The following is a 21,215-nucleotide window of genomic DNA, read 5'->3' as shown; positions in this document are numbered from 1 at the left end:
CCCCCCGAGGGCCGCGTTCAATCCACCGCGAACAGCTCTTCCACGTCGGCCTTCGTGAGCTTCTTCGCGCCGCCCTGATCCTCGCTGAGGACCGAGGCCACGAGCTCGCGCTTCTTCGCCTTGAGCTGCAGGATCTTCTCCTCGATCGTCCCCTCCGCGACGAGGCGGTACGCCGTCACGACGCGGGTTTGTCCGATGCGGTGCGCGCGATCCGTCGCCTGCTGCTCCACGGCCGGGTTCCACCACGGATCGAAGTGGATGACCGTGTCCGCCGCCGTCAGGTTGAGGCCCGTTCCGCCGGCCTTCAGGCTGATCAGGAAGACCGGCACCGTCGGATCGTTCTGGAAGCGCTCCACGCGCTCCGCGCGGTCCTTCGTCGCGCCGTCGAGGTACTCGTAGGCCACGCCGTCCTCCTTCATCGCCCGCTCGATGATCTTCAGCATCATCACGAACTGGCTGAAGACGAGCACCTTGTGGCCGCCCTCGACCGCGTTCGCGATGAGCTCGCGCAGCGCCACGAGCTTGCCCGAGTCCTCGTCCGAGAACTCGCGCGGCAGGCCGAGGAGCCGCGGATCGCAGGCCGCCTGGCGCAGCCGCGTGAGGCCCGCGAGGATCTGGAGCTGGCTCTTGGCGATGCCGACACGCTCCACCTCGCCGAGCACCTGGGCCCGCACCTCGCGCGCCACCTGCATGTAGATCGACCGCTGATCGCCCGTGAGATCGCAGATCTGATCGGTCTCGATCTTCTCGGGCAGGTCCTTGGCGACCTCCTGCTTCGTGCGGCGCAGGATGAAGGGGTGGATGATCGAACGCAGGCGCTGCGCGGCCTTGTAGTCGCCGGCCTCGATCGGGCGCGCCAGGCGCGCCTCGAACTTGTCGAGCGAGCCGAGCAGGCCCGGCGAGACGAAGTCGAAGATCGACCAGATCTCGGAGAGGCGGTTCTCGATCGGCGTGCCCGTGAGCGCGAGCCTGCGGCGCGCCTTGAGGCGCTTCGCGGCGGCCGCGGTCGCGGACAGCGGGTTCTTGATGTGCTGCGCCTCGTCGAGGATCGCGTAGGTGAGGTCGAGCTTCGCGAGGAACTCCTCGTCGCGGCGGAGCAGCGCGTAGCTCGTGATGATGACCTCGGCCTCCTGGACCTCCTCGATCTGGTCCTTGCGATCCGCGCCGTGCCAGAGCGCCACCTTGAGCGTCGGCGCGAACCGGACGAGCTCGCGCTCCCAGTTCGTCACGACGCTCGTCGGGGCCACGATCAGCGCTTTGACGTGCTTCTCCTCCTGCTTGACGCTGAGGAGCAGGGCGATCGTCTGCACCGTCTTGCCGAGGCCCATGTCGTCCGCGAGCACGCCGCCGGAGCCGATGTCGTGGATGAACTTGAGCCACGAGAGGCCGGCCTCCTGGTAGGGGCGCAGCGTCGCCTTGAGCGCGCGGGGCTTCTTCGTGCTCTCGATCTCCTCGATGCTGGAGAGCTTGTGGAAGAGCTCGCGCGCGCCCTGGCCCACGCTCGATCCGCTCACCTGCGAGAGCAGCTCCTGGATACGGCCCGCGTGCGCGAGCGGGAGCTTTCCGGTGCGACCGGCCGCCGTCATGAGCTCGATCTCGCGGTCGAGCATGGCGCGGATCGTGTCCGGATCGAGCGGCGCGAACGAGCCGTCCTCGAGGCGCACGTAGCGCTTGCCCTCGGTGAGACAGCGTCGGAGCTCGTCGCGATCGACGGCCACGCCCTCGCTCTCGAACGTGAGCTTGACGTTGAGCCAGTCCATGCCGCTCGTGACCTTCGCGAAGACGCCGAGCGGCTTGTGCCGCACCTGCGTGTCGACGAGATCCTCGGGGACGAAGAGGTCCCAGTCCTCGGGCAGCTCCGCGAGGCCATCGCTCCAGAAGCGGATGGCCGCGTCGCCATTCGCCACGAACTCCTGGCCCGTCTCGTCGGGCTTGAGGCCGAGGCCGAGCAAGCGCGCCGCCGCCTCCTGCTGCGCCGCGATGTCGACACGCACGCACCGCGCGCGCTTCATGCCCTCCTCGGGCGGCTGCACAAGCACGGGCGGCGAGATGCCGTCGGCGCGGACCTGCACTTCCTCCTCGCCATACGCGGCGTAGAGCTGCACGTGCGCCTCGACGAGCGAACCGCCGGCGCGCATGCGGAACGTCGGCGGCAGATCCACGACGTCGGCGATCTGCGCGAGGTCCGGCAGCTCCGCGCCGACCTCGAGCGCGACCTTCGGCAAGCCCTGCATGATCAGGCGCACGAGGTCACGCATCGGCTCGCCGATCGTGGGCGAGCGCAGGAGCCTGCGCATCGCGGCGGGCGAGACGCGTTTGTCGAGGCGCCGCGCGATGCCCTCCTGCGTGTCGACGTGCCAGCCGGGCCAACCCTCGAACCAGCCGCCCTGGAGCAGTGAGAAGCGGCGCCTGTCGGTCGGGCGCTCGAAGCTCGCCTTCACGATGATCGTGTCACCGCCGACGGTCTCGAGGTCGAAGCGCGGGCGCAAAGGCTCCTCGGCGAAACGGAGCTGCATGAGTGCGGGCTCGAGCAGCACACGCTGGCCTTCGAGCAAGGGCAGAAGCTCGGCCACGTCCTCGCCACGCACGTCGACCGCGGGGTGTCGCGGGTTGCCGCTTTCGAAGCGGGCGAGGAGGCGCAGGGCGTCGCGATCGGGCGTCGGGTAGAGCGCCTGCCAGGCGAGCGCCGTCGAGGGCAGGATCGGCACGCGCGCGTCGGCGTCGAGCACCGTGACCGTGAGCGCGCCCTGGCGGACGTGCAGGCGGAACTCCACGCGCCGCGAGCCGCCGAGCCCCTCGGGCGGCAGCCACGCGCCGATGCCGGTTTGTTTCGCCGTCGCGTCTTGCTGCGGCGCTGTGATCACGGACGAGCCGGGCGGTCCCATCGCGGCCATCGAGGTCCTCTCGCTTGCGCCCATGTGCCCCATCGGGGCGCCCGGGCCGGGGCTACCGAGCGGCGGCTGCGTGCCGCGCGGACGATCGCGCCTTCGCACGCGCTTCAAAGCATCGCCGCCGGCGTGCGCCGTCTGCGGCATCATCGGGGCGGGCGGGCCCGGCCTCGGCTGCGCGCCGCGGGCTTGATCCCGCAGCGTGATGAGAAGGGCGGCGACGTGCTTGCAGTGCTGGCCCCCCTTCGAGAACGTCGGGCACGAGCAGTACGACTTGATGCCGTCCGGCGTGAGCTCGACCTTTACCGGGTACGGCTCGGAGTCGCTCGCGCGGACGACGCCGCTCGAGCTCATCTCCTGGACGTCGATGTCCTCGACGACGCGCCTTCGGAAGTATTCGAGTCCGCGTAGGAACGTGCGAGCGCCGAGCAAACGGCGCAGCCCGCGGTCGCTCAAGGTGGAGAGTGCGTCGGTGATCGGAGGCGGCACGTTTGAATGGGGGGTTTGTCCCGCGGCGAGCGGGCGCGTCGATCGGGTGGTTTTCGCGCCTTCTGGCGCGGACTAGACGAAGAACGGCAAAAAGACGAGCGTGACCACGGGAAGCATTTTCACGAGCACGTGGATCGCGGGCCCGGCGGCGTCCTTCAGCGGATCGCCGACCGTGTCACCGCAGGCCGCCGCGAGGTACGTCGGGTTGTCGACCCGCGCGCCGGTCTCGTCGACGAGGTACCGCCCGCCGTGCGCCCCGGTCACGATGTACTTCTTCGCATTGTCCCAAGCGCCCCCCGCATTGCCGAGCAGGAGCGCGCCAAGGACGCCTGCGATCGTCGCGGCCAGGATCAAGGCAGCGACCGCGTCGGCAACGGCTAGAGGATTATCTTCCGTTCCGGCGAAGCGCAAGCCCAGTCCCACCGCGATCGGTACCGAGGCGGCGACCAGGGCCGGCGTGATCGCATGGCCGAGCGCAGCGCGGCTGCCGAGCTCCACGCAAGCGTCCAGGTCGGGCGCCACAAGCCCACCCCGCGTGGCAGGCGCCGCGGACTGGCTCGACCGCGACGCCCGCGGATGCGGCGGGGTCCATGCCGTGCTCGTCCCGAGCGACGAGGGCGCGTTGATCTGCCGGCGCGCCTCATCGAGCACACGCCTGGCCGCGCGTGACACGCCACCGATACACCGCGAGGCAAACCATACGACCAGGACGATGCCGACGGCCGCGCCGAGGTACACCTCCGGCCGGCCCACCGCGAGCGAATTCGCGGCCGCCGCAGCCGGTTTGCCCGCAGGCAGCCGTCGCTTGGCCTCCTCCAGCCAAACCGACACGAGCATGGAGGTCGCGAGGAGCGCCGCCGCGCCCGCGTGCGCCCTGGCAAACGCCTTCGCCGTGTTGCCAACGGCGTCGAGGACCACGGTCCGCCCGCGAACATCCGGGCGCTCGCGACCGATCGTCATCTCCACGATCCCGCCCGCGCTGTCGATGATCGGCGCGAACCCGGCCATGGCGAGCGCGTAAGCAGCCGTGCCGAGCAGCCCCATCGTGGCCACCGCGATCCCGAGCGCGCCGCCGCCTTCAAGGCCGGTGCGCGCGCCAAGCACGTGCGCCGACGCCACGGCCGCGCCGAGGATCACGAGCGGAGCGAGCGCGCCCTCGAGGCCCACCGAAGCCCCGCGGAGGAGCGCAAGCGGCGGGCCGACGCGCGCGGCCTCGGCGATCTCACGGACGGGACGGTAGCGGCTCTCCGTGTAGTACTGCGCCACGAAGAGGAGGAGGATCCCAGCAGCCATGCCCACGGCGGCCGCGCCGAAGAGCGGCAGCCAGTGCTTGCCGAGCAGCCACTTCGCCGCGCCCGCCGTGCCCGCCGCGCCGAGCAGCGCCGTCACGAACAAGCCCCGAGCGAGCGCATTCATCGGATCCTCGCGGTCATCCGTGCGCACGACCATCACGCCGAACATCGCGGCGAGCACGCCGAAAGCGCGCGTGACCACGGGAAACAGCATGATCGAGAGCACACTCGGGATGCCCTCGTTCCCGCGGAAGACAGCAGCCCCAATCAGCATCGCGCCGAGGTTCTCCGCCACGGTCGAAGCAAACGCGGACGCAGCCTTGCCCGCGCCCTCCCCCGCGCAGTCGCCCGCAAGATCCGCGATCGTGGCCGGGTTGCGAGCATCGTCCTCAGGCAAGCCGAGCTCTTTGCCAGCAAGGTCGGCGCCCATGTCCGCGCTCTTCGCAAAGGCGCCGCCGCCGAGCTCGGCGATGAGCGCAGCAAACGCGCCGCCGAGCGCATAACCAGCGATGACGAGCGGGATCGAGGGAGCAAGCTTCAGCGCAGCGCCAGGTTCAGCCGAGAAGCCGCCCTTCGTCGCAAAGACCGCAGCGAAGAGGCCGACAAGCCCAACAAGCCCGAGCGAGACAGAAAACAGCCCCGAGACAGCGCCGCCGCGGATGGCGATCTGCAGCGCATGATCGAGCGAGCGCCGAGCACCACTCGCCGCACGCACGTTCGCGCGCGCGGCAGTCCAAGAAGCAACCTGCGCAGCCGCAACAGCCGAGCCGACGCCGAGAGCGAACGAAAGCGTGAGCCAAGCCCCGAGCTCGAGCGGCGGGAACGCCTGGGCCTCAGGCTTCTGCCGAGCAAGGCCATAAGCGAGGAAGATGCCGCCCCCAGGCACAGCCGAGACAGCGAGGATGGTGCCGCGCAGCCGCTTCGTGAAGAACACCGCAGCCGCGCGGATACGAGCAGCCACGCGCGGCATGTCCCCCTCCCCCGTAGGGCAACCAAGCACCCAGCGCGCGAGGTAGCCCGCGAACCCGATGCCGAGCAGGCTGATGCCGAGGATGAGCGCGAGCTCAGTCATGAGGAGGTCATCGCGGCCGTTCGCCCGTGGATTCGTCAACACGAACCCCGTCCCGCTGGGAAGGCGGGCCGCGGGAGGTCCACTACCGCGATGCGCGTGTCAGGGCAAGCCCGTGGTGGGGGCGTGGCGCCGGGGTTTCACCCCGGACCCCGACCAGGGGTTGTCCACCCCTGGACCCGGACCAGCGCAAGCGCTGGACCCGGGGCGACAGCGCGCGATGCGCGCTGTCGACAGGGAAGACGTTCCCAGCACATACGGCAGCGCTGCTGTCTCAGCTGGCAAGGTCGTCGCGGGTCTTGCCACGGCCTGTTCGATGAACTGCGCATCGCGCAGTTCATCGACCCCGAGTCCAGCGCTTGCGCTGGTCCGGGGTGAAGGGGGCGGACAGCCCCCTTCTGGGGTGCGGGGCAAAGCCCCGCGCATCCCTGTGGAACACCCTCTCAGGCGGGCAGCACGCGCCGCGTGGCAGCGGCAGCGGCGCGCAGCCGCAGCACTTGCAGCGTGGCACCGACGAGAAACGCGACGAAGCTGACTCCGATCGGGCCCTGCAGAATGGGATCGTTCGGCCCTGAGGCCACCGGCGCGCCGACTGGCAGCCGGGTCAGGGTCTCCGTGAATGCCGGGACCAGATGGAAGAAGACCGTCGCGGAGTAGGCGACGGTCTCGACGTAGGGCGACGCCCGTCCGAACATCTTGGTCGCCTTCGCCGCCCAGGCGACGGCCAGCACCACCAGCGTGATGACGCCCAGAATGTGGGGCGGGCCGAACGTGCCATTGCGAAAGATCCCGAAGCCGGTGAGGCAGGTGAGGATCGTCGTGATCACGTACGTCTTCCCGCTCAGGGTTCGGGGCGAAATCTCCTTGTACCGAACCAATGCGATGATGGCGGCGCCCAGGGCGACCAGGCTGATCGCCGTATGAACGATGCCGAGCGTTGACAAACCGAGCATGGTTTCCTCGTTGTTCGTGTGCGGGCCAGACGCACCGTCAGAACGCCGAGGGCGCCACGTAGGGCTCGCTCCACAGCGTGATCTGCAGCGTCACGGCCTTGAACCACGCGGTGTACATGCCGTCGACGTCCGCGGCCGAATGACCCTTCTTGGACAGGAAGGGCTTGATCGTCGCCGTGATCGGGACGATGAAGGCGATCAGGTAGCGGAGATGAATGTGCGGCGCCGGCGATACGAGGCCGTCGGTCCGGTTCTTCTTCGCGCTCGTGTGACGCAGACCGATCTCGTGCTGATAATCGAGCCACGCGCGGTCGTAGTTCGCCGCGCACGTGTCGCGAATCCACTGGGCGAAGCGCTGGCGCACGGCGCCCAGATAGCGCGCGTCGGGTTTACCGTCGGCGCCGCTGAAGTAGTGCACGAGATGGGCGTTCGAGCCGACGAAGCCATACCAGACATCGAGGATGGCCTCGATCTGGTCGCTGAGCACCTCTCCTGCCATGCGCAGGTAGCGGACGTCGTCATCGCCGAGCAGGACGGTCTGCTTGAGCAGCGCAAATTCGGCGTCGGTGATGGGTGATGTGGCGACCTCCGGCGTGCCGAGGGTGTAGCCGGGGATCGAGGGTCGTGTCGTTTGCGTCATCTGCTCTTTCCGGTGGGTGATCAGGGGATACGCGCCGAGATGGATCCGCGGGAAGTCCCGCTTCAGCCGCTCGTCGGCGCGGACCCGGGTCGGCCTTCATCTGCGCGACGAAGTGAGGGGCGCGCGAAAAACCGTCATCGAGCGTGAGGAGGTGGGCAAGAACAGCTCTACGCCATCTTTCCCCTCGAACTGCTCTTGTTTCATCGGCATCCTATATGAACGGTATCGCCGATGGAGAAAACCCGACCAAGGTCGGGTGTAGCGTCATCCCCCCGACGCCCCCCGGGGGCTCGGCGAGAAGAACGAAGTAAAAGTTGGATATGAACCATGTCGGCGATCCCGGGCTTGCGCGGGGACACGTGCGACAATGGTCCCGCTCCGAGGACTCCCGAACGTCCGCGGTCCCCCGACGACCGAAGAATGGTAGGCTGCGGTATGACCTGCCGTTGTCGATGGCGCGTCGCCGTCACACTCGTCGTCGTGGCCGCTTGCGGGACGCCTCCTGTGACGAATGCCCCCCTCCCCGACGCTCCGCGCCCGACGAAAACGGCCGACGCGGCCGCCCATGACGCGCAGGCGCCCGCGCCCGACGACCCGCCCGAGCCCGCGCCACCCCCGTCCGCGCCAATCCTCACCGAAGAGGGTGTGAACGCGTGCGAAAGTGAATGCTCGAAGAAAAGCGCGCAATGTTCCGCCGGATGTGCGGACGGAGAGGAAGGCCGGGGATGCCTGCGCCGATGCGGTTGCGCCAGGATCAGTTGCGAGAATGCATGCGCTTCGCGTGGCGAGGCGGATTTTCGCTGCCACTGACCCGTCGTGCCGTGCTCGCCTTCCGAGCCGCTTGCTCACGGAAGGGTCGTCGGGGCGCGGGACGGCCGGGGTTTGCAGCCGTCGAGCGCGGAGGCGGGGACCCGGAAGCTCGCGCCCTCGGCGGCGGTGGTCTCCGGCGGGGGAGCTCCGAAGCCGTGGTCGGGGCCGCGCGGGGCGGCGATCCGCGCGAAGGGGGCGGCGCGCTCCATCACGCCGAGGACCGTGCCGGCGCGCACGTGGCCTACGGCGACGCGCTCGCCCGCGACCTCCGCGACGAGGGGCACATCCTGGCTGCAGACGAGCGATTCCACAGGCTTTTCCTCCGGAGGCAGCGCGCGCATGCGGCCCTCGGCGCCCGGCCGGCGACCTTCGGGCGGCTTCTCGAGGGCGGAGGAGGAGATCCAGCCGAAGACGGTCCCTCCGTCGAGCGACCACGCGATGCGGGTCGATTTGCCTTTCGTGTCGAGCACGCGGACGGAGCTCGACGAGCTCGACGGGCGGAGGCGCGCGACGGCCGTCCCTGCGGGCTCGACGGCGAGGTCGATGGGATCGCCTTCCCGGAGGAGCATGTACGTGTCCTTCTTCGTGGCGGCAGGCAGCGCGGCGTCGACGTCGGCCGCGGCGGGGTCGAGGGAGAGCTCCGCGCAGGTCGCGCGCTGCGCGGGCAGGCTCCCGACGAGCTCGACCTTCTTGTCGATCTCGGGCGCGACCTCGACGCCGGCCGACGAGGCGCTCACGACGCGCAATCGCGTGGGGACGAGAAAGCCGGCGATGACGCTCGCGCGGGCCGGGTGGAGGTCGAGGTCCGCGACGTCGGTGAAACCACGCAGCACGAGGAGCGGGTTCTCGATGCGCACGCCGAAGCTTTTGGCAGGCCCGTCGAGGAGCACGACCTCCCCCGAGCGTCCGTCGCCCGCCGAGCCGAAGAGGCCGGCCATGCCGCCGGCGCGTTTCTGCCCGACGATCGCGAATGCGCGGCCGCCTGGCGTGAACCGGAGGGTGAGGCCCTCACCGCGGAACCCCTTGGCGGCGATGCGACAAACGCCCTCCGGGAGCTCCACGGCGCGGGGTTTTTCCGCCTGCGCAGACGAAGCCGGCGCGGCCGCCGAGGGGCTCGTGGAAGAAGACGTCGACGCGGAAGGCGCGCGCGCGCTGTCGCAGCCGATGGCGGAAAGAAGGAATGCCGCGAGGAAAGCGGCAAGGGGGCGTCGAAAGGAAAGGGCCACGGGGGGCGTCATGACGTGACTTTACACAAGACCTGGACCGAAGGACCAGCCTCGACTGGGTACCTCGCTTGCAATGAGCCGACAGGGTGCACTTCCCACCCACACATCGCGTCGGCGCGTTCCTCGTCCTCTCGACAATCGCCGGCCTCGCGGGCTGCGGCAGCCGCGACCCAGGCCGCGCGGGGCCCGATCCCGCGGACCGCCGGGAATCCCTGGCGGCGGCGGACGTGACGTCGATCCACCTCGATCGCACCGCGTATGCCGAGCGTCTGCGGGCGATGTGGATCGGCGAATGCCTCGCGAACTGGACGGGGCTCCGGACCGAAGGCGTCCGCATCACGCACCCGTTTTTCACCGACGACGACTGGGGAAAACCTCTCGGCCGGGACGGGGCGCGGATCGATTTCGTCGTCCTCGATCCCTGGCAGGCCGACGACGACACCGACATCGAATACGTCTACCTGCACCTCATGACCAAGGCGCGCAGCATCCACCTCTCGCCCAGGCAGATCCGCGACGGCTGGCGCGCGCACGTGAACGATTTCATCTGGGTGTCGAACCGGAGAGCGCGGGCTCTCATGGAGCGCGGCCTCGTCCCGCCGGAAACGAGCGATCCGTCACGGAACCCCGACGCCTTGCAGATCGACGCGCAGCTCACGACCGAGCTGTTTGGCGCCCTCGCGCCCGGCATGCCCGAGCTCGCCCTGCGAATCGCGGATCTGCCCATCCGCACCACCGCCCGCGATCACGCGGCGCATGCGGCGCAATTCCACGTCCTCTTGTTTTCCCTCGCCGCCACCGTCGATCCGGACAAGCCGCGGCGCGAGGAGATCGTCCGGATCGTCCGCGAGGCCCGGCGGTACATCCCGGACACCTCGAAGGCCGCCGATGTCATCGATTTCGTGCTCTCCGCGTACCTCGCGGCGAACGACAAGGGCGATTGGGAGAGCACGCGCGACGCCATTGCGCGGCGTTACCAGGACGAGGCGTTGCTGCATGGCTTCGTGTATCGGGGCTTCACGGAGTCCGCGATCAACCTGGCCACGGGCCTGCTCGCGCTCCTGTTCGGCGAGGGGAACTTCGCGCGCACCGTGCAGATCGGCACCCTATCCGGATGGGATTCCGACAACGGCACGGCGACCATGGGCGCCCTCGTCGCGCTGCTCGGAGGTCTACCCGAGCTCCGCGCCGCGTTCCCGGACGAACGTTTCTCCGACCGTTACCGCATCCACCGCACCCGCCCCACCCTGCCCGACCGCCTGCCCGACGATCCCGACGCCGAGGATACCTTCACGGACATCGCGCGGCGGATGGTCGCTCTGGTGGATCTGGCCGTGAAGGAAGGAGGCGGCGAGGTGACGCCGACCGGATGGAAGATTCCCTGACGCTCAGGGCGAGGCGTGCGCCGCCTGGAACGCCTCGACGCGCCGGACGGCGTTTTTCCGGAGGTTCACGTAGTAGAGCTGATACTCGATGGGATGGTAGTTCTCGGGGCCCATCGTCCAGAGCAGGAGCCCGCTCGCGAAGTCGCGCGCGGGCATGCGGTCCAGTTGGCTGATCCACATGTTCCCGTCCTCCCGGCAGGCGGCGTCGGCGAACGCCGGCAGGACCGCGGGCGGCTCCGCGTCGAAGAAAACCGCGCCCTGGTTTTGCGACGCCGGCGCGGCCGCCCCGTCGGTCTTCCAGGTGAGTGGATTGACGCAGATGCGCGTGGCTGAGGGGGCATCCTTGAACTCGAGATCGTTGCGCTCGTAGTGGGGACCACGCGCGTTCCAGCCGACGACGCAGCCCCCTTGCTCCTCGGACGCGCAGACCGGGATGTCCTCGCCGATCGTCTGCCGGCTGATCGGGCCCCCGATCAGGTACGCCACGACGAGGTGTTTTCCGATGGGTTTGCCCCAGATCTTTTCCCGGAGCAGGCGCGCAGCGAGCACGGTGCCCTGGCTGTGCGACGCGAGGATGAACGGGCGCCCTTCGCCGCGCCGTTCGAGGAACGAGGCGAAGGCGGCGGCGACGTCGCCATACGCGAGATCGATGGCGCGATCGCCGTCCGGGCTCGGATGCACGAAGGCCTTGCCGCTGGCCTGACGGTACCGCGGCGCGTACACGGCGCAGCAAGCGTTGAACGCGCTCGCCTGGATGAGCGTCGCGCCGCGGGCCGTCGCTTTCACGACCGCGGGGTCGTCGATCGGCATGTTCCACTGGGTCCCCACGATCGTCGTCGGATGGACATAAAAGACGTCGGCCTTGGCGACGCCGGGCCCGAGGGCCGGGAGCTCGGGCAAGGAGACGTCGGCGTCGTCGTCGAGGGTGGGGAGCGCGGCCCAGGCGGAGGGCTCGGCGTAGTTCGGCGCGGCAGGCGCGGCGCTCGGCTCGAACGGGCCAGGGTCGAGGGCGACGTAGAGCCACCGGTCGAGGGTGAGAAACGAGATGACGAGGGAAACGGCGCAGAGGAGCGCCACGATCAAGAGGACCCTTCGCCAGCGCATGTGCACCCTCCGGCGCGGGGAACAGGAGAACCCTCTGCCTATTCCCTCGATCTACGGCTCGCGCGAGGCGGGCTTCAGCAGCGTGTAGAAACCGAACCCCAGCGTGTCGCGGCCCCAGGTCACGTACGCGTCGTGCCAGGCGCGGATGCGGGCGGCCATCGCGGGCGCATCCGGGTCGGCCGGGTTCGCGTCGACGTACCGCTCGATCGCGGCGCAGTAGCGGCCCTCGTATGCGTCCCACTCGTCGTCGCTCGCACACGCGGTCGCGAGCACGCGGAAGCCGGCCTCGCGGGCGACGCGCGTGTTGCCGGCGTGCGTAGTCATCTCGTCCTCGGTCGCCCCGCCGAGCGCTTCGAGGTAGCCGGGATCCGGCCGGCGGCGCCAGAACCCGTCGGCGAACAAAGCCACGCCGCCCGGGACGAGGTGCGCATGGGCCCAGCGCAACGCCTCGGCGAACGTGCCGATCGCCTGGCTCGAACCCATGCAGACGATCGCGTCGAAGCGCGCCGCATCGCCCACCGCCTTGGCGAGCGGCTGATCCACGAAACGCACGCGCGCCTCGACGCCGCGCCGCGCAGCCTCCGCCCGTGCCGAGGTGATGAACGTCGTGTTGAGATCGACGCCGAGCCCCGACACGGCAGAACGCTCCACGAGATCGAGCAAAAACCCCGCACGACCGCAGCCGATGTCGAGCACCTCGGCGCCTTCGCGGAGCGCGAGCCCGTCGATCAGCCACGCGGCCTTCTCGGGCGAGAGCGGGGAGAGGTAGCGGTGCGTCGCGTGGGCGATCGTCGTGAACTTGAGTCGATCGGGGGCGGTCATGGCTTCGGCTTCTTTACCCTTGGTCGAGGTCTACCGGCTGCGCGCGCTCCGGGCCCATCGCCGAATACCCGCCGTCGACCCGCAGATCCGTGCCCGTCATGAAGCTCGCCGCGTCGGAGAGCAGGAACGCCACCGCCTCGGCGACCTCGCTCGGATCCGCGATGCGCCCGAGCAGGTGAAAATGCTTCGCCACGGCCTCGATCTTGGCGCGGTCGTCGTTCGTCATCTGCTTCATCGGGTTGCTCCACGTCCACGCGGGCGAGATCGAGTTCACGCGGATGCCGTCGGGCGCGAGGTCCATCGCCTGGCTGCGCGTGAGCTGCAGGATCGCGGCCTTCGTGGCGGGATACACCCATCGCCCGGTCTGGGCGACGCTCCCCGAAAGCGAGCTGAAGTTCACGATCGCGCCCTTCGTCCGGGCGAGGTACGGCCGCGCCGCCTCGAGCAGCATGACCGAGCCGACGAGGTTCACGTCGAACGCGCGCAGCCAGTCGGCCCGGCTCGTCGCGGCCCCGTGATCGAGGTACGTGCACGCCAGGTTGACCAGGAAATCTAGCCTTTCGTAACGTGACGCGACGCCGCTCACGAGCGCCGCGATGTCCTCGTCACGCGTGACGTCGGTCCGGACGAAGGATGCCGCCTCGCCGATCCGCGCGACCGCCGCGGCGCCGCCTTCCTCGTCGATGTCGGCGATCACCACGCGCGCGCCGTACGACACGAGCGCCTTCGCGCACGCCTCGCCGATGAGCGTCGCGCCCCCCGAGAGGATCGCAACCTTGCCGGCCAAACCCTTCATCGAAATCTCCTCCGCACGGCTGTGCCGCGCCCACGTGTGTCAAGCAGGAAGCACGTCGCCGCATCTGCCCGATGCGGCTTGCGCTCCTCGTATCCTCCGCCGACAATCGGCGCGCTCACGCCTTTCGCCTCGGAGGCACCATGACGACGAAGCCCGAAAGCAAGGACAAGGTCTATCAATCCGCCGACTTCGACAAGACGCCGCCGCGCCCGCGCGTCGTCATGCCGGACAAGCTGATCCACCGTCAGGTCGAGGGCGACGGGCAACGCGACGAGTATTCCAAGGAGCGCAAGCACCCGGTCTTCTTCGTCGATCTGCCCTCGAAGTGCATCAGCATGACGATCGGCCACCTCGACCCGGGGCAGTCCTCGAACCGGCACCGCCACACCTACGAGACGATCCTCTACGTCCTCGAAGGCGAAGGCTACTCGGTCGTCCACGACCAGAAGATCGAGTGGAAGGCGGGCGACGCCGTCTACATCCCGGTCTGGGCCTGGCACAACCACGTCAACACGAGCGCGACGGGTATCGCCCGCTACCTCGCCTGCGAGAACGCGCCGATCCTCCAGAATCTCGGCGGCGTTGCGCTCCGCGAGGAGCTGCCCGAGAAGGGCATGAAAGACCCCGCGTGAACGCCCCTCCCCACGCCGACGCGCCCGCGTAGTACGCTGGCCAGATGCCACGCGCACGCCTCCTCCTTCACCGCTGTCTTCCTGTCCTCGCGCTCGTCGCGCTCACCGCGGCCGGCTGCGCGAAGGACGAGCCGAACCCGAACGCCGCTCCCGTCTCCTCATCGCTCGCCCCCGCGAAGCCGCAGACCGACGCGGGCAAACCGTACGCGGTCGAAGCACAAGGTACGAAGGTGAACTTCACGATGGATGCGCCCATCGAGAAGATCTTCGGCGAGGCGGACGGCTCGCTCTCCGGGGAACTCTTCGTCGATCCGGAGGACGTGACGCGATCGACGGGGCTCGTGAAGATCGACCTCGAAAAACTCGTGATCTACCAGCAGAAGCGCGCCGACGAGAAGGCGGAGTTCGGCGAGCGCACGAAGAGCGATCTGCAGAACGAGCACGCGCGCAACTGGCTCGGCATCGGCAAGGACGTCCCCGAGGCGGATCGGACGAAGCACCGCTACATCGAGTTCAAGATCTCGAAGATCGAGACGGCAGGGCCGAAGGGCATCGCGGCCCTCACGGGCCCCGAGCGCAAGGTGTCGCTCGACGTGACGGGCGATTTCCGGCTGCACGAGCGCACGGTGCAGAAGAAGGCGGCGCTCGAGGTCACGTTCGTGATGGAGGGCGACAAGGTGGCAGCCGTCCGCGTGAAGTCGACGAAGCCGATCGCCGTGAACCTCGAGGAGCACGACGTGCGCCCGCGCGACACGCTCGGCGCGATCCTGCAGAAGACCGCCGACGAGCTGGCGACGCTCGGCAAGAAGGTCTCGAAGGACGCGATGGTGTCGTTCGAGCTCCAGGCGAAGCCGAAGTGACGTGATGGGCGCGCCGGGAGCGAAGCGGGGGGATCGCATCGTGGGTGTGGATACGCACGTCCTGCTCGTGCCCTCGCCCGGCGGGCCCGTGCCGACGCCGACACCGATGCCGTTCGGGGGAACGCTCGACAAGGACCTCGCGTCGAGCGTCTTCCTCGAGGATCAGCCGGCCGCGATGGTGGGCTCGGGGGCCTCGAACGCGCCTCCCCACGTGCCCGCGGCCGGCCCTTTCCAGAAGACACCTTCGAACGAGGGGGCCGTGGAGCAGGGCAGCGGCTCGGTCTTCATCGAGGACCGCCCCGCCGCCCGCGTGGGGGACCCGGCGACGACGTGTAACGATCCCGCCGATGCGCCGAATGGCATGGTGGTCGGCGGCGGCACGGTGCTGATCGGGGACTAGCGCGACGCGCGCGCGCGGGCGTTGGTTCGCGCGCGGGGCTGTGATATCCGTCTTGTGCGTCCGAGCGAAGGCTTTCCTCTCGTGCGTGCGAGAGCGCGCTCCCTCGGCGGACGAACAGGGTCGCGATGAGCTACGTCGTCAAATCGGGGGATACGCTCGGTGCGATCGCCAGCCGTAACAACACGACGGTGCAGGCGATCATGGCGCAAAACCCGCAGATCAAGAATCCGAACGCGATCTCGGTGGGCCAGAAGATCACGCTCCCGGGCAATGGAGGCGGTGGCGCCATCCCCTCCCCCGCGTCGCCGAGCACGTACACCGTGCGCTCGGGCGACACGCTGGGCGCGATCGCGAACCGGAACGGCACGACGGTCGACGAGATCATGCGGGCCAACCCGCAGATCAAGAACCCGAACCAGATCTCGCCGGGCCAAGAGATCAAGCTGCCGGGGCAATCGAACGGAGGCGGAACGCCGCAGCCGCAGCCGAAGCCGCAGCAGCCGCAGCAGCCGCAGCAACAGCAGCCGCAAACCCCGGCGGAAGGTGGGAATTCGTCGCTCGGCACGCCGCCCGCGACGGGTCCGTGGGAGCTGCCCGTGCGCGGACCCGCGCGCAGGCTCGCCGCCGGCGACTTCGACGCGGCCGCGCGCGAGCTTCAGTGCGAGGCAGCCGCGGTGCGCGCCGTGGCCGAGGTCGAGTCGGGCGGACGAACTGGCTTCGACGATCAGAAGCGCCCGAAGATCCTCTTCGAGATCCACCACTTCAAGCGGCTCACGGGAGGCCGCTACGATCGCAGCCACCCGCACCTCTCGGCGCCGTACAAGAGCCCGCTCCGGCGCGCGAGCTACAAGAAGGATCAGTGGGCCGTGATCCGCGAGGCCTTCGCGCTCGATCCGGATGCGGCGGTGAAGAGCGCCTCCTGGGGCATGTTCCAGGTGATGGGCTTCAACCACGAGCTCGTCGGCTGGAAGAGCGTCCGGCAGTTCGTCTACGACATGTACGAGTCCGAGGCGCAGCACATGCGCGCCTTCCTCGGCTTCTGCCGCGGCAACAACCTCGTGCGGTACATCCGCAGCAAGAACTGGGCTTCGTTCGCGCGCGGCTACAACGGCGAGGACTACGCGTCGAACAACTACCACACGAAGATGGCGAACGCCTACGCGCGCTACAGCCGCGGCTAGAGCGCCACTTCCTCACATGGATATCGTCTCGTATTGCCCGCTCCGGGTCGCCGCGCGGCCGTTCGTCACGGCCGATCGCAGGCACGCGTTGCTCGTCGTCTGCAAAGCGACGTACCTCCTCACCCCGGGCACATCGGTCCTCCACGAGTCCCAGGAGGACGTGAACGAGGAGGACAATTTCTGGGACGACGATCCGCGACTGAGCGTCTATTCGCCCTGCGATCTCGTTCCCCACAAGCGCGGCGCCGACGTGGTGCTCGTGGGCCACGCGTTCGCGCCGAACGACGTACCCGTGCGATCGATCCTCACGCGTCTCTGCGTGGGCGAGCTCGACAAGGCGATCGAGGTCTTCGCCGATCGGCACGTGACGCCGTCGGGAGAGCTGCGCGAAGGCCCGCGCGTGACACGTGTTCGCCTGCGCTACGAGCGCGCCGCGGGCGGGCCCGGGACGACGAACCCGGTGGGCATGCGGCACGATCAGAGAGACACGTTCGGCGCGATCAAGCTGCCGAACCTGCAGCCGCCGGGGCGGCACGTGACGGGGCCTTCGGATCTCGTGGAGCCCATCGGATACGGCCCGATCGCGGCGTCATGGCCTTCCCGCGAGGCGCGCCTCGGCCACCTCGCCGGGCGGTTTTCCCTCGCGCGCTGGCACGAGGCGCCGCTGCCCGAGGGGCTCGATCCGCTGTTCTTCAACGTCGCCCCGCACGATCAAGAGATCCCGGAGATCCGCCCGGACGAACGCATCGTGCTCGAAGGTCTGCACCACGAGCACGCGCGGCTCGTGACGAACCTGCCGGGGTTGCGGCCCGAGGTCGTGATGGAGCGAGCGCCTGGCCTCCGCGAGGAGATCACGCTGACGGCCGACACGTTGTGGTTCGACACGACGCGCGGCATCTGCACGCTGGTCTGGCGCGGGCGCGCGGCGCTCGTGCATCCGGCCGAGGCCGGGCGCGTGATGGTCACGATGGTGGGTCCGGGCTGGGCGAGCACGCGCGCGGCGCTCGTGTTCCAGGGGCTCCACGACATCGCAATCGCGCCCGACGATCCCGATGGTTCGGTCACGAGCGCGGCGTCCGTGCCCTCGCGGCCGCACCCGATCATGCCCTTCACGACGAACGCGGTGCACGCGCCGCCGCCGCGCGAGTCAGGCGTGTTCCCGATGGATCCGGATTTCGATGACGAGGTGACGTTCGTCGGTCTGGATACGCCGGCTGCCGATCCGCTGCCGTTCGCGCGTCCGCGCACGCAAGCGCCACCCGCGCCCCCGGCCGCCCCGTCGCCGCTGCCGTTCGCGCCGCCGCCTCCCGCGCCCGTGCCTTTCCAGGCGCGGGATCTGCCGTTCTTCTCGCCGCTCGCGCCTCCCCCGGTTCCGCCGTCTCCCCATGGTGGGGGGCTCCGGTCGGCCCACGAGGTGGGCCTTCCTCTGCCCCCCACGCCCCCCGCGCCCGCGCAGGTACGGCCTCCCTCGCGGCACGATCTGCCGTTCGTCGCGCCACCGCTCCCGCCCGCGCCGCCTGTCGTGCCTCCCGCGCCGCCCACGCCGCCGCCGATCGTGCCGCGCCTTGGCATCGCGCCGCTGGGAACGCCTCCGCTCGTCGCGCCTGCGCCGGTGCCGCCCGCGCCCGTCCCTCCGCCGGTCGACCTGGACGAACCCGAACCGGAGACCGTCGACGCGCCCGCGATGATCGGCCCGCTGGCGACCGCGGAGATGGCCGCGCGCGTGGCCCCGCCGCTCCCTCCGCCGCCCGAGCCGCTGCCGCCGGACTCGCCTGCGCCGGAGGCCGCGAAAGCCCCGGCCGCGCCCGCGCTCCCGCTCGACGACTACCCCATCGAGCGATGCGCGAAGATCACCGCATCGATCGCGCGCCGCCGTGACGAACGCGCCGAGATCCTGGAAGCCGAAGAGCTCGATCTCGCCCGCTACACGGACCTCGAACGGCACTGGGCCGAGGCCATCCGCGCCGAGTCCGAGCGCGGCAAGACGCGCCTGCTCCGGGCCTTCGACGCCGCCTACGTCGCGCGCCTCGAAGAAGAGCGCGGCCCCATCACCCCGGCCGAGTACGCGCGCCTGGTCGTCGCCTCCGAGCGCGGTCACGCCGAGCGCACCCTGGCCGAACTCGGCTTGCCGCGTGCGTCCATGCTTCGCATCGAGCGCGAGATGCTCGCGCGGACGGCCGCGGATCCGGCCCTCGGCGAGCGAATCCGCCACGCGATCGGAGCCGAGCGAGCCGACTGAGGTCCCGCCCGCGAGGCTCGATACGCACTCTGTTCGTCGAGGTCTCGCCCACGCAACGCGATCCGGTGTACGCTTGCCCCGCGAGCTCGTTCGTCGGCTCGTGGATCGGCCGCATGTCCGCACCTCCCAGGCCCAGCTCCCCGGCGGTAGCTCCCGCCGCTCCGGCGCCTCTGCGCGCTTCGAGCAGCGGGGCGCCCGCGCCCGCCGAGCCTGCCGCGGCAGCGCCCGAGCCCGAGTGGGAGGTCGAGCTCGGCGCGACGCTCGCAGGCGGATTCTCCGCGCCTCCCGTCCCGGAACCACCGCCCGCTGCCGCGCCTGCCGCCGCTGCTACGCCCGCGCCCGCGCCCGCTGCCGCGCCCGCTCGCGCTTCCACTCCCACTCCCGCTCCCGTTTCCGCGAACCCCCCGTCTCTGCCGCGCCCGAACCGCACGTCGGCCCCGGGGCTCCCCTTCATCGCGCCTCCGCCTCCGCCGCCGCCCGCGGCCGTCGCGAGCGGGCGGAGTTCGTCGCCGGGCATGGGTGCGCCGAGCATGAGCGGCGAGCTCCGTCGTTCGTCGTCGCCGAGTTTTCCAGGGGCTCCGCCGCAAGGCCCGGATGCGTTGCGCCGCTCCGGTTCGAGTTTGCCCGCGGTCGTCCCACCTGGTCACGATCTCCGTCGCTCCTCCTCGGGCCTCGCCGCCGTCACGCCGAACATGCTCGAACCGCAGCGTCGCTCCTCGCCGGGCCTGGGCCCGCAAGGCGACAGCGCGTTCGTCGATCCCGAGCGATCCGGCTCCACGCCCATCGCGTACGCGCCCGGCGACCTCATCGGCGGCAAGTACCAGCTCCAGCGCGTGCTCGGCCAGGGCGGCATGGGCGCCGTGTGGGTCGCGCGAAACCTGAGCCTCGACGCCGACGTCGCGCTCAAGCTCATCCGCCGCGATCGCGCCACCGAAGAGGCCGCCGCGCGCCTGCTGACGGAGGCGCGTGCCGCCGCGAAGCTCGGCCATCCCGGCATCGTGCGCGTCTTCGACTTCGGACAAACCGAGGTCGGGGATCCCTACCTCGTGATGGAGCTGCTCACGGGCGAGTCGCTCTCCGCCATCCTCGCGCGCAAGAAGCGGCTCGATCCAGGCGTCGCGCTCCAGACGCTCCTGCCCGTCGCCGCCGCGCTCGCGGCCGCGCATCTGAAGGGCATCGTTCACCGAGATCTCAAGCCCGACAACGTCATGCTGACGACGGACGAGTCGGGGAAGATCGTGCCCAAGCTCCTCGACTTCGGCATCGCGCGCGTGCTGCGCAACGACGTCGAGCGGCACGTCACGATCGCCGGTGAGGTCCTCGGAAGCCCCGACTACATGTCCCCCGAGCAGGCCCGCGGCGAGGCGAACATCGATCACCGCACCGACGTCTGGACCTACTCGGTCCTGCTCTACGAGACGATCACCGGCCGCCGTCCGTTCGACGCGCCGAACTACAACGCGCTCATCGCAGCCATCGTGGCGAACACGCCGATGCCCACGCACGCCTTCGGCACGGGCGACGCCGCGCTCTGGGCGATCATCGAGCGAGGCCTGGCCAAGGAGCGCGGGGCACGCTGGCAGTCGCTGCGCGACATGGGCGTCGCGCTCGCAGGCTGGGCCCTCGAGCGCGGAAACCAGCAGGACATCTCGGGTTTGTCTCTCCAGTCCGAGTGGCTCGCCCCGAAGATGCGCCGCCTGCTCACGGTGCAGCCGGCGGACGTCGCAGGTTTCGCCGCCGCGCGCGCCGCCGCCCTCGCGACCGCGCCGCCCGTCGCGCCGCCACCCGTCACCCCTTCCGCGCCAGCCCTCGCGCTGCCAGGCGTCGCACGCGACGCAAACGACGCCGCAGAGTGGAAGAACCAGCGCGGCGGCTCGAACCGGAAGGTGATGTTCGCCGTCGGCGTGGTCGTGGTACTCGTCGCAGCGTTCTTCCTGGTGCGCGCGCTCCTCCCGGATCCCGCCACGCCGCCAGGCGTGCCGGCCGCGCAGACCGAGGCGCAACCCGCGCCGCTCCCCGCGCCCACACCAACGCCGACGCCGTCGTCCACGTCCGTCGCGACGGACGTGCCGCAGGCGCGGCCCACCACGACCGCGACGGCGAAGACGACGCCCACGCCCGTGCGCACGACGCAGACGCAGAAGAAAGCGCCTCCCGTCCCGAAGAACATCCAGTTCTGAGGAGGGTGTTCTTCACAGCGTCGCGCCGGGGTTTCACCCCGGACCCCGACCAGGGGTTGTCCACCCCTGGACCCGGACCAGGGCAAGCCCTGGACGCGGGGCGACAGCGCGCGATGCGCGCTGTCGACAGGGAAGACGTCGCTACGAGATACGGCAGCGCTGCTGTCTTGGTTGGCAAGGTCGTGGAGGGTCTTGCCACGGGCCGTCCGATAAACCGCGCATCGCGCGGTTTATCGGCCCTCGGTCCAG

General features: G+C 70.0%; 15 protein-coding genes. 7 read left to right on the top strand and 8 right to left on the bottom strand.

Translation table 11 applies throughout. From position 1 onward, the window contains the following. Positions 1 to 17: 17 nt before the first annotated feature. The 5 genes from KEG57_RS25645 to KEG57_RS25625 all read right to left on the bottom strand — a co-directional run bounded on the left by KEG57_RS25645 (position 18) and on the right by KEG57_RS25625 (position 9,379). On the bottom strand, positions 18 to 3,344 hold the full coding sequence (locus KEG57_RS25645; protein WP_272427736.1) for a DEAD/DEAH box helicase: 3,327 nt from the start codon (positions 3,342 to 3,344) through the stop codon (positions 18 to 20). A 105-nt stretch (positions 3,345 to 3,449) separates the two neighbouring features. Continuing rightward, on the bottom strand, positions 3,450 to 5,741 hold the full coding sequence (locus tag KEG57_RS25640) for a sodium/proton-translocating pyrophosphatase (RefSeq protein WP_272427737.1): 2,292 nt from the start codon (positions 5,739 to 5,741) through the stop codon (positions 3,450 to 3,452). Positions 5,742 to 6,181: 440 nt separating this feature from the next. After that, on the bottom strand, positions 6,182 to 6,691 hold the full coding sequence (locus tag KEG57_RS25635) for a DUF2306 domain-containing protein (protein ID WP_272428891.1): 510 nt from the start codon (positions 6,689 to 6,691) through the stop codon (positions 6,182 to 6,184). A gap of 37 nt (positions 6,692 to 6,728) precedes the next feature. After that, positions 6,729 to 7,331: a protoglobin domain-containing protein gene (locus KEG57_RS25630; protein ID WP_272428889.1), complete on the bottom strand. Its 603-nt coding sequence runs from the start codon at positions 7,329 to 7,331 to the stop codon at positions 6,729 to 6,731. A gap of 845 nt (positions 7,332 to 8,176) precedes the next feature. Next, positions 8,177 to 9,379 (bottom strand): hypothetical protein, encoded by a 1,203-nt coding sequence (locus KEG57_RS25625; RefSeq protein ID WP_272428887.1) that lies wholly within the window; start codon positions 9,377 to 9,379, stop codon positions 8,177 to 8,179. 74 nt (positions 9,380 to 9,453) lie between these two features. Here KEG57_RS25625 and KEG57_RS25620 point away from each other — a divergent pair, with 74 nt between their 5' ends. Continuing rightward, positions 9,454 to 10,752: an ADP-ribosylglycohydrolase family protein gene (locus KEG57_RS25620; protein ID WP_272428885.1), complete on the top strand. Its 1,299-nt coding sequence runs from the start codon at positions 9,454 to 9,456 to the stop codon at positions 10,750 to 10,752. 3 nt (positions 10,753 to 10,755) lie between these two features. On the opposite strand, the gene KEG57_RS25615 is transcribed toward KEG57_RS25620, so the two are convergent. From KEG57_RS25615 to KEG57_RS25605, 3 genes are read right to left on the bottom strand one after another with little or no spacing between them, the layout of a single operon-like run. Beyond that, a complete protein-coding gene (locus KEG57_RS25615; RefSeq protein WP_272428884.1) occupies positions 10,756 to 11,856 on the bottom strand; it encodes a DUF3089 domain-containing protein in 1,101 nt (366 codons plus the stop codon). A gap of 51 nt (positions 11,857 to 11,907) precedes the next feature. Then, positions 11,908 to 12,678 (bottom strand): SAM-dependent methyltransferase, encoded by a 771-nt coding sequence (locus KEG57_RS25610; protein WP_272428883.1) that lies wholly within the window; start codon positions 12,676 to 12,678, stop codon positions 11,908 to 11,910. Positions 12,679 to 12,691: 13 nt separating this feature from the next. Then, positions 12,692 to 13,474, bottom strand: a complete 783-nt coding sequence (locus KEG57_RS25605) for an SDR family oxidoreductase (RefSeq protein WP_272428881.1) — start codon at positions 13,472 to 13,474, stop codon at positions 12,692 to 12,694. Positions 13,475 to 13,614: 140 nt separating this feature from the next. Between KEG57_RS25605 and KEG57_RS25600 the strand changes: the two genes are divergently transcribed. The 6 genes from KEG57_RS25600 (at position 13,615) to KEG57_RS25575 (ending at position 20,966) form a co-directional block, all read left to right on the top strand. Then, the gene (locus tag KEG57_RS25600) at positions 13,615 to 14,106 is read left to right on the top strand and encodes a cupin domain-containing protein (protein WP_272428879.1); all 492 of its coding nucleotides are present in this window, start codon (positions 13,615 to 13,617) and stop codon (positions 14,104 to 14,106) included. Positions 14,107 to 14,150: 44 nt separating this feature from the next. Then, complete coding sequence (locus tag KEG57_RS25595; protein ID WP_272428878.1) at positions 14,151 to 14,966, top strand: YceI family protein; 816 nt, start codon at positions 14,151 to 14,153, stop codon at positions 14,964 to 14,966. 4 nt (positions 14,967 to 14,970) lie between these two features. Beyond that, on the top strand, positions 14,971 to 15,366 hold the full coding sequence (locus KEG57_RS25590) for a PAAR domain-containing protein (RefSeq protein ID WP_272428876.1): 396 nt from the start codon (positions 14,971 to 14,973) through the stop codon (positions 15,364 to 15,366). A 125-nt stretch (positions 15,367 to 15,491) separates the two neighbouring features. Continuing rightward, positions 15,492 to 16,547: an N-acetylmuramidase domain-containing protein gene (locus KEG57_RS25585; RefSeq protein WP_272428874.1), complete on the top strand. Its 1,056-nt coding sequence runs from the start codon at positions 15,492 to 15,494 to the stop codon at positions 16,545 to 16,547. Positions 16,548 to 16,563: 16 nt separating this feature from the next. Further along, positions 16,564 to 18,786 (top strand): DUF2169 family type VI secretion system accessory protein, encoded by a 2,223-nt coding sequence (locus tag KEG57_RS25580; protein WP_272428872.1) that lies wholly within the window; start codon positions 16,564 to 16,566, stop codon positions 18,784 to 18,786. Between the two features lie 113 nt (positions 18,787 to 18,899). Continuing rightward, positions 18,900 to 20,966, top strand: a complete 2,067-nt coding sequence (locus KEG57_RS25575) for a serine/threonine-protein kinase (RefSeq protein WP_272428871.1) — start codon at positions 18,900 to 18,902, stop codon at positions 20,964 to 20,966. The last annotated feature ends 249 nt before the right edge of the window (positions 20,967 to 21,215 follow it).

The sequence above is a fragment of the Polyangium jinanense genome (genome assembly GCF_028435365.1).
Note: the sequence above shows the minus strand (reverse complement) of the source record. Positions and strands in the feature narration are given on the sequence as shown.

Bases quoted from the DNA above. Each gene is read 5' to 3' on its own strand.
- KEG57_RS25580 (WP_272428872.1), top strand. From the start codon at position 16,564: ATGGATATCGTCTCGTATTGCCCGCTCCGGGTCGCCGCGCGGCCGTTC.
- KEG57_RS25635 (WP_272428891.1), bottom strand. From the start codon at position 6,691: ATGCTCGGTTTGTCAACGCTCGGCATCGTTCATACGGCGATCAGCCTG.
- KEG57_RS25625 (WP_272428887.1), bottom strand. From the start codon at position 9,379: ATGACGCCCCCCGTGGCCCTTTCCTTTCGACGCCCCCTTGCCGCTTTC.
- KEG57_RS25590 (WP_272428876.1), top strand. From the start codon at position 14,971: ATGGGCGCGCCGGGAGCGAAGCGGGGGGATCGCATCGTGGGTGTGGAT.
- KEG57_RS25575 (WP_272428871.1), top strand. From the start codon at position 18,900: ATGTCCGCACCTCCCAGGCCCAGCTCCCCGGCGGTAGCTCCCGCCGCT.
- KEG57_RS25585 (WP_272428874.1), top strand. From the start codon at position 15,492: ATGAGCTACGTCGTCAAATCGGGGGATACGCTCGGTGCGATCGCCAGC.
- KEG57_RS25600 (WP_272428879.1), top strand. From the start codon at position 13,615: ATGACGACGAAGCCCGAAAGCAAGGACAAGGTCTATCAATCCGCCGAC.
- KEG57_RS25630 (WP_272428889.1), bottom strand. From the start codon at position 7,331: ATGACGCAAACGACACGACCCTCGATCCCCGGCTACACCCTCGGCACG.
- KEG57_RS25595 (WP_272428878.1), top strand. From the start codon at position 14,151: ATGCCACGCGCACGCCTCCTCCTTCACCGCTGTCTTCCTGTCCTCGCG.
- KEG57_RS25615 (WP_272428884.1), bottom strand. From the start codon at position 11,856: ATGCGCTGGCGAAGGGTCCTCTTGATCGTGGCGCTCCTCTGCGCCGTT.
- KEG57_RS25610 (WP_272428883.1), bottom strand. From the start codon at position 12,678: ATGACCGCCCCCGATCGACTCAAGTTCACGACGATCGCCCACGCGACG.
- KEG57_RS25640 (WP_272427737.1), bottom strand. From the start codon at position 5,741: ATGACTGAGCTCGCGCTCATCCTCGGCATCAGCCTGCTCGGCATCGGG.
- KEG57_RS25605 (WP_272428881.1), bottom strand. From the start codon at position 13,474: ATGAAGGGTTTGGCCGGCAAGGTTGCGATCCTCTCGGGGGGCGCGACG.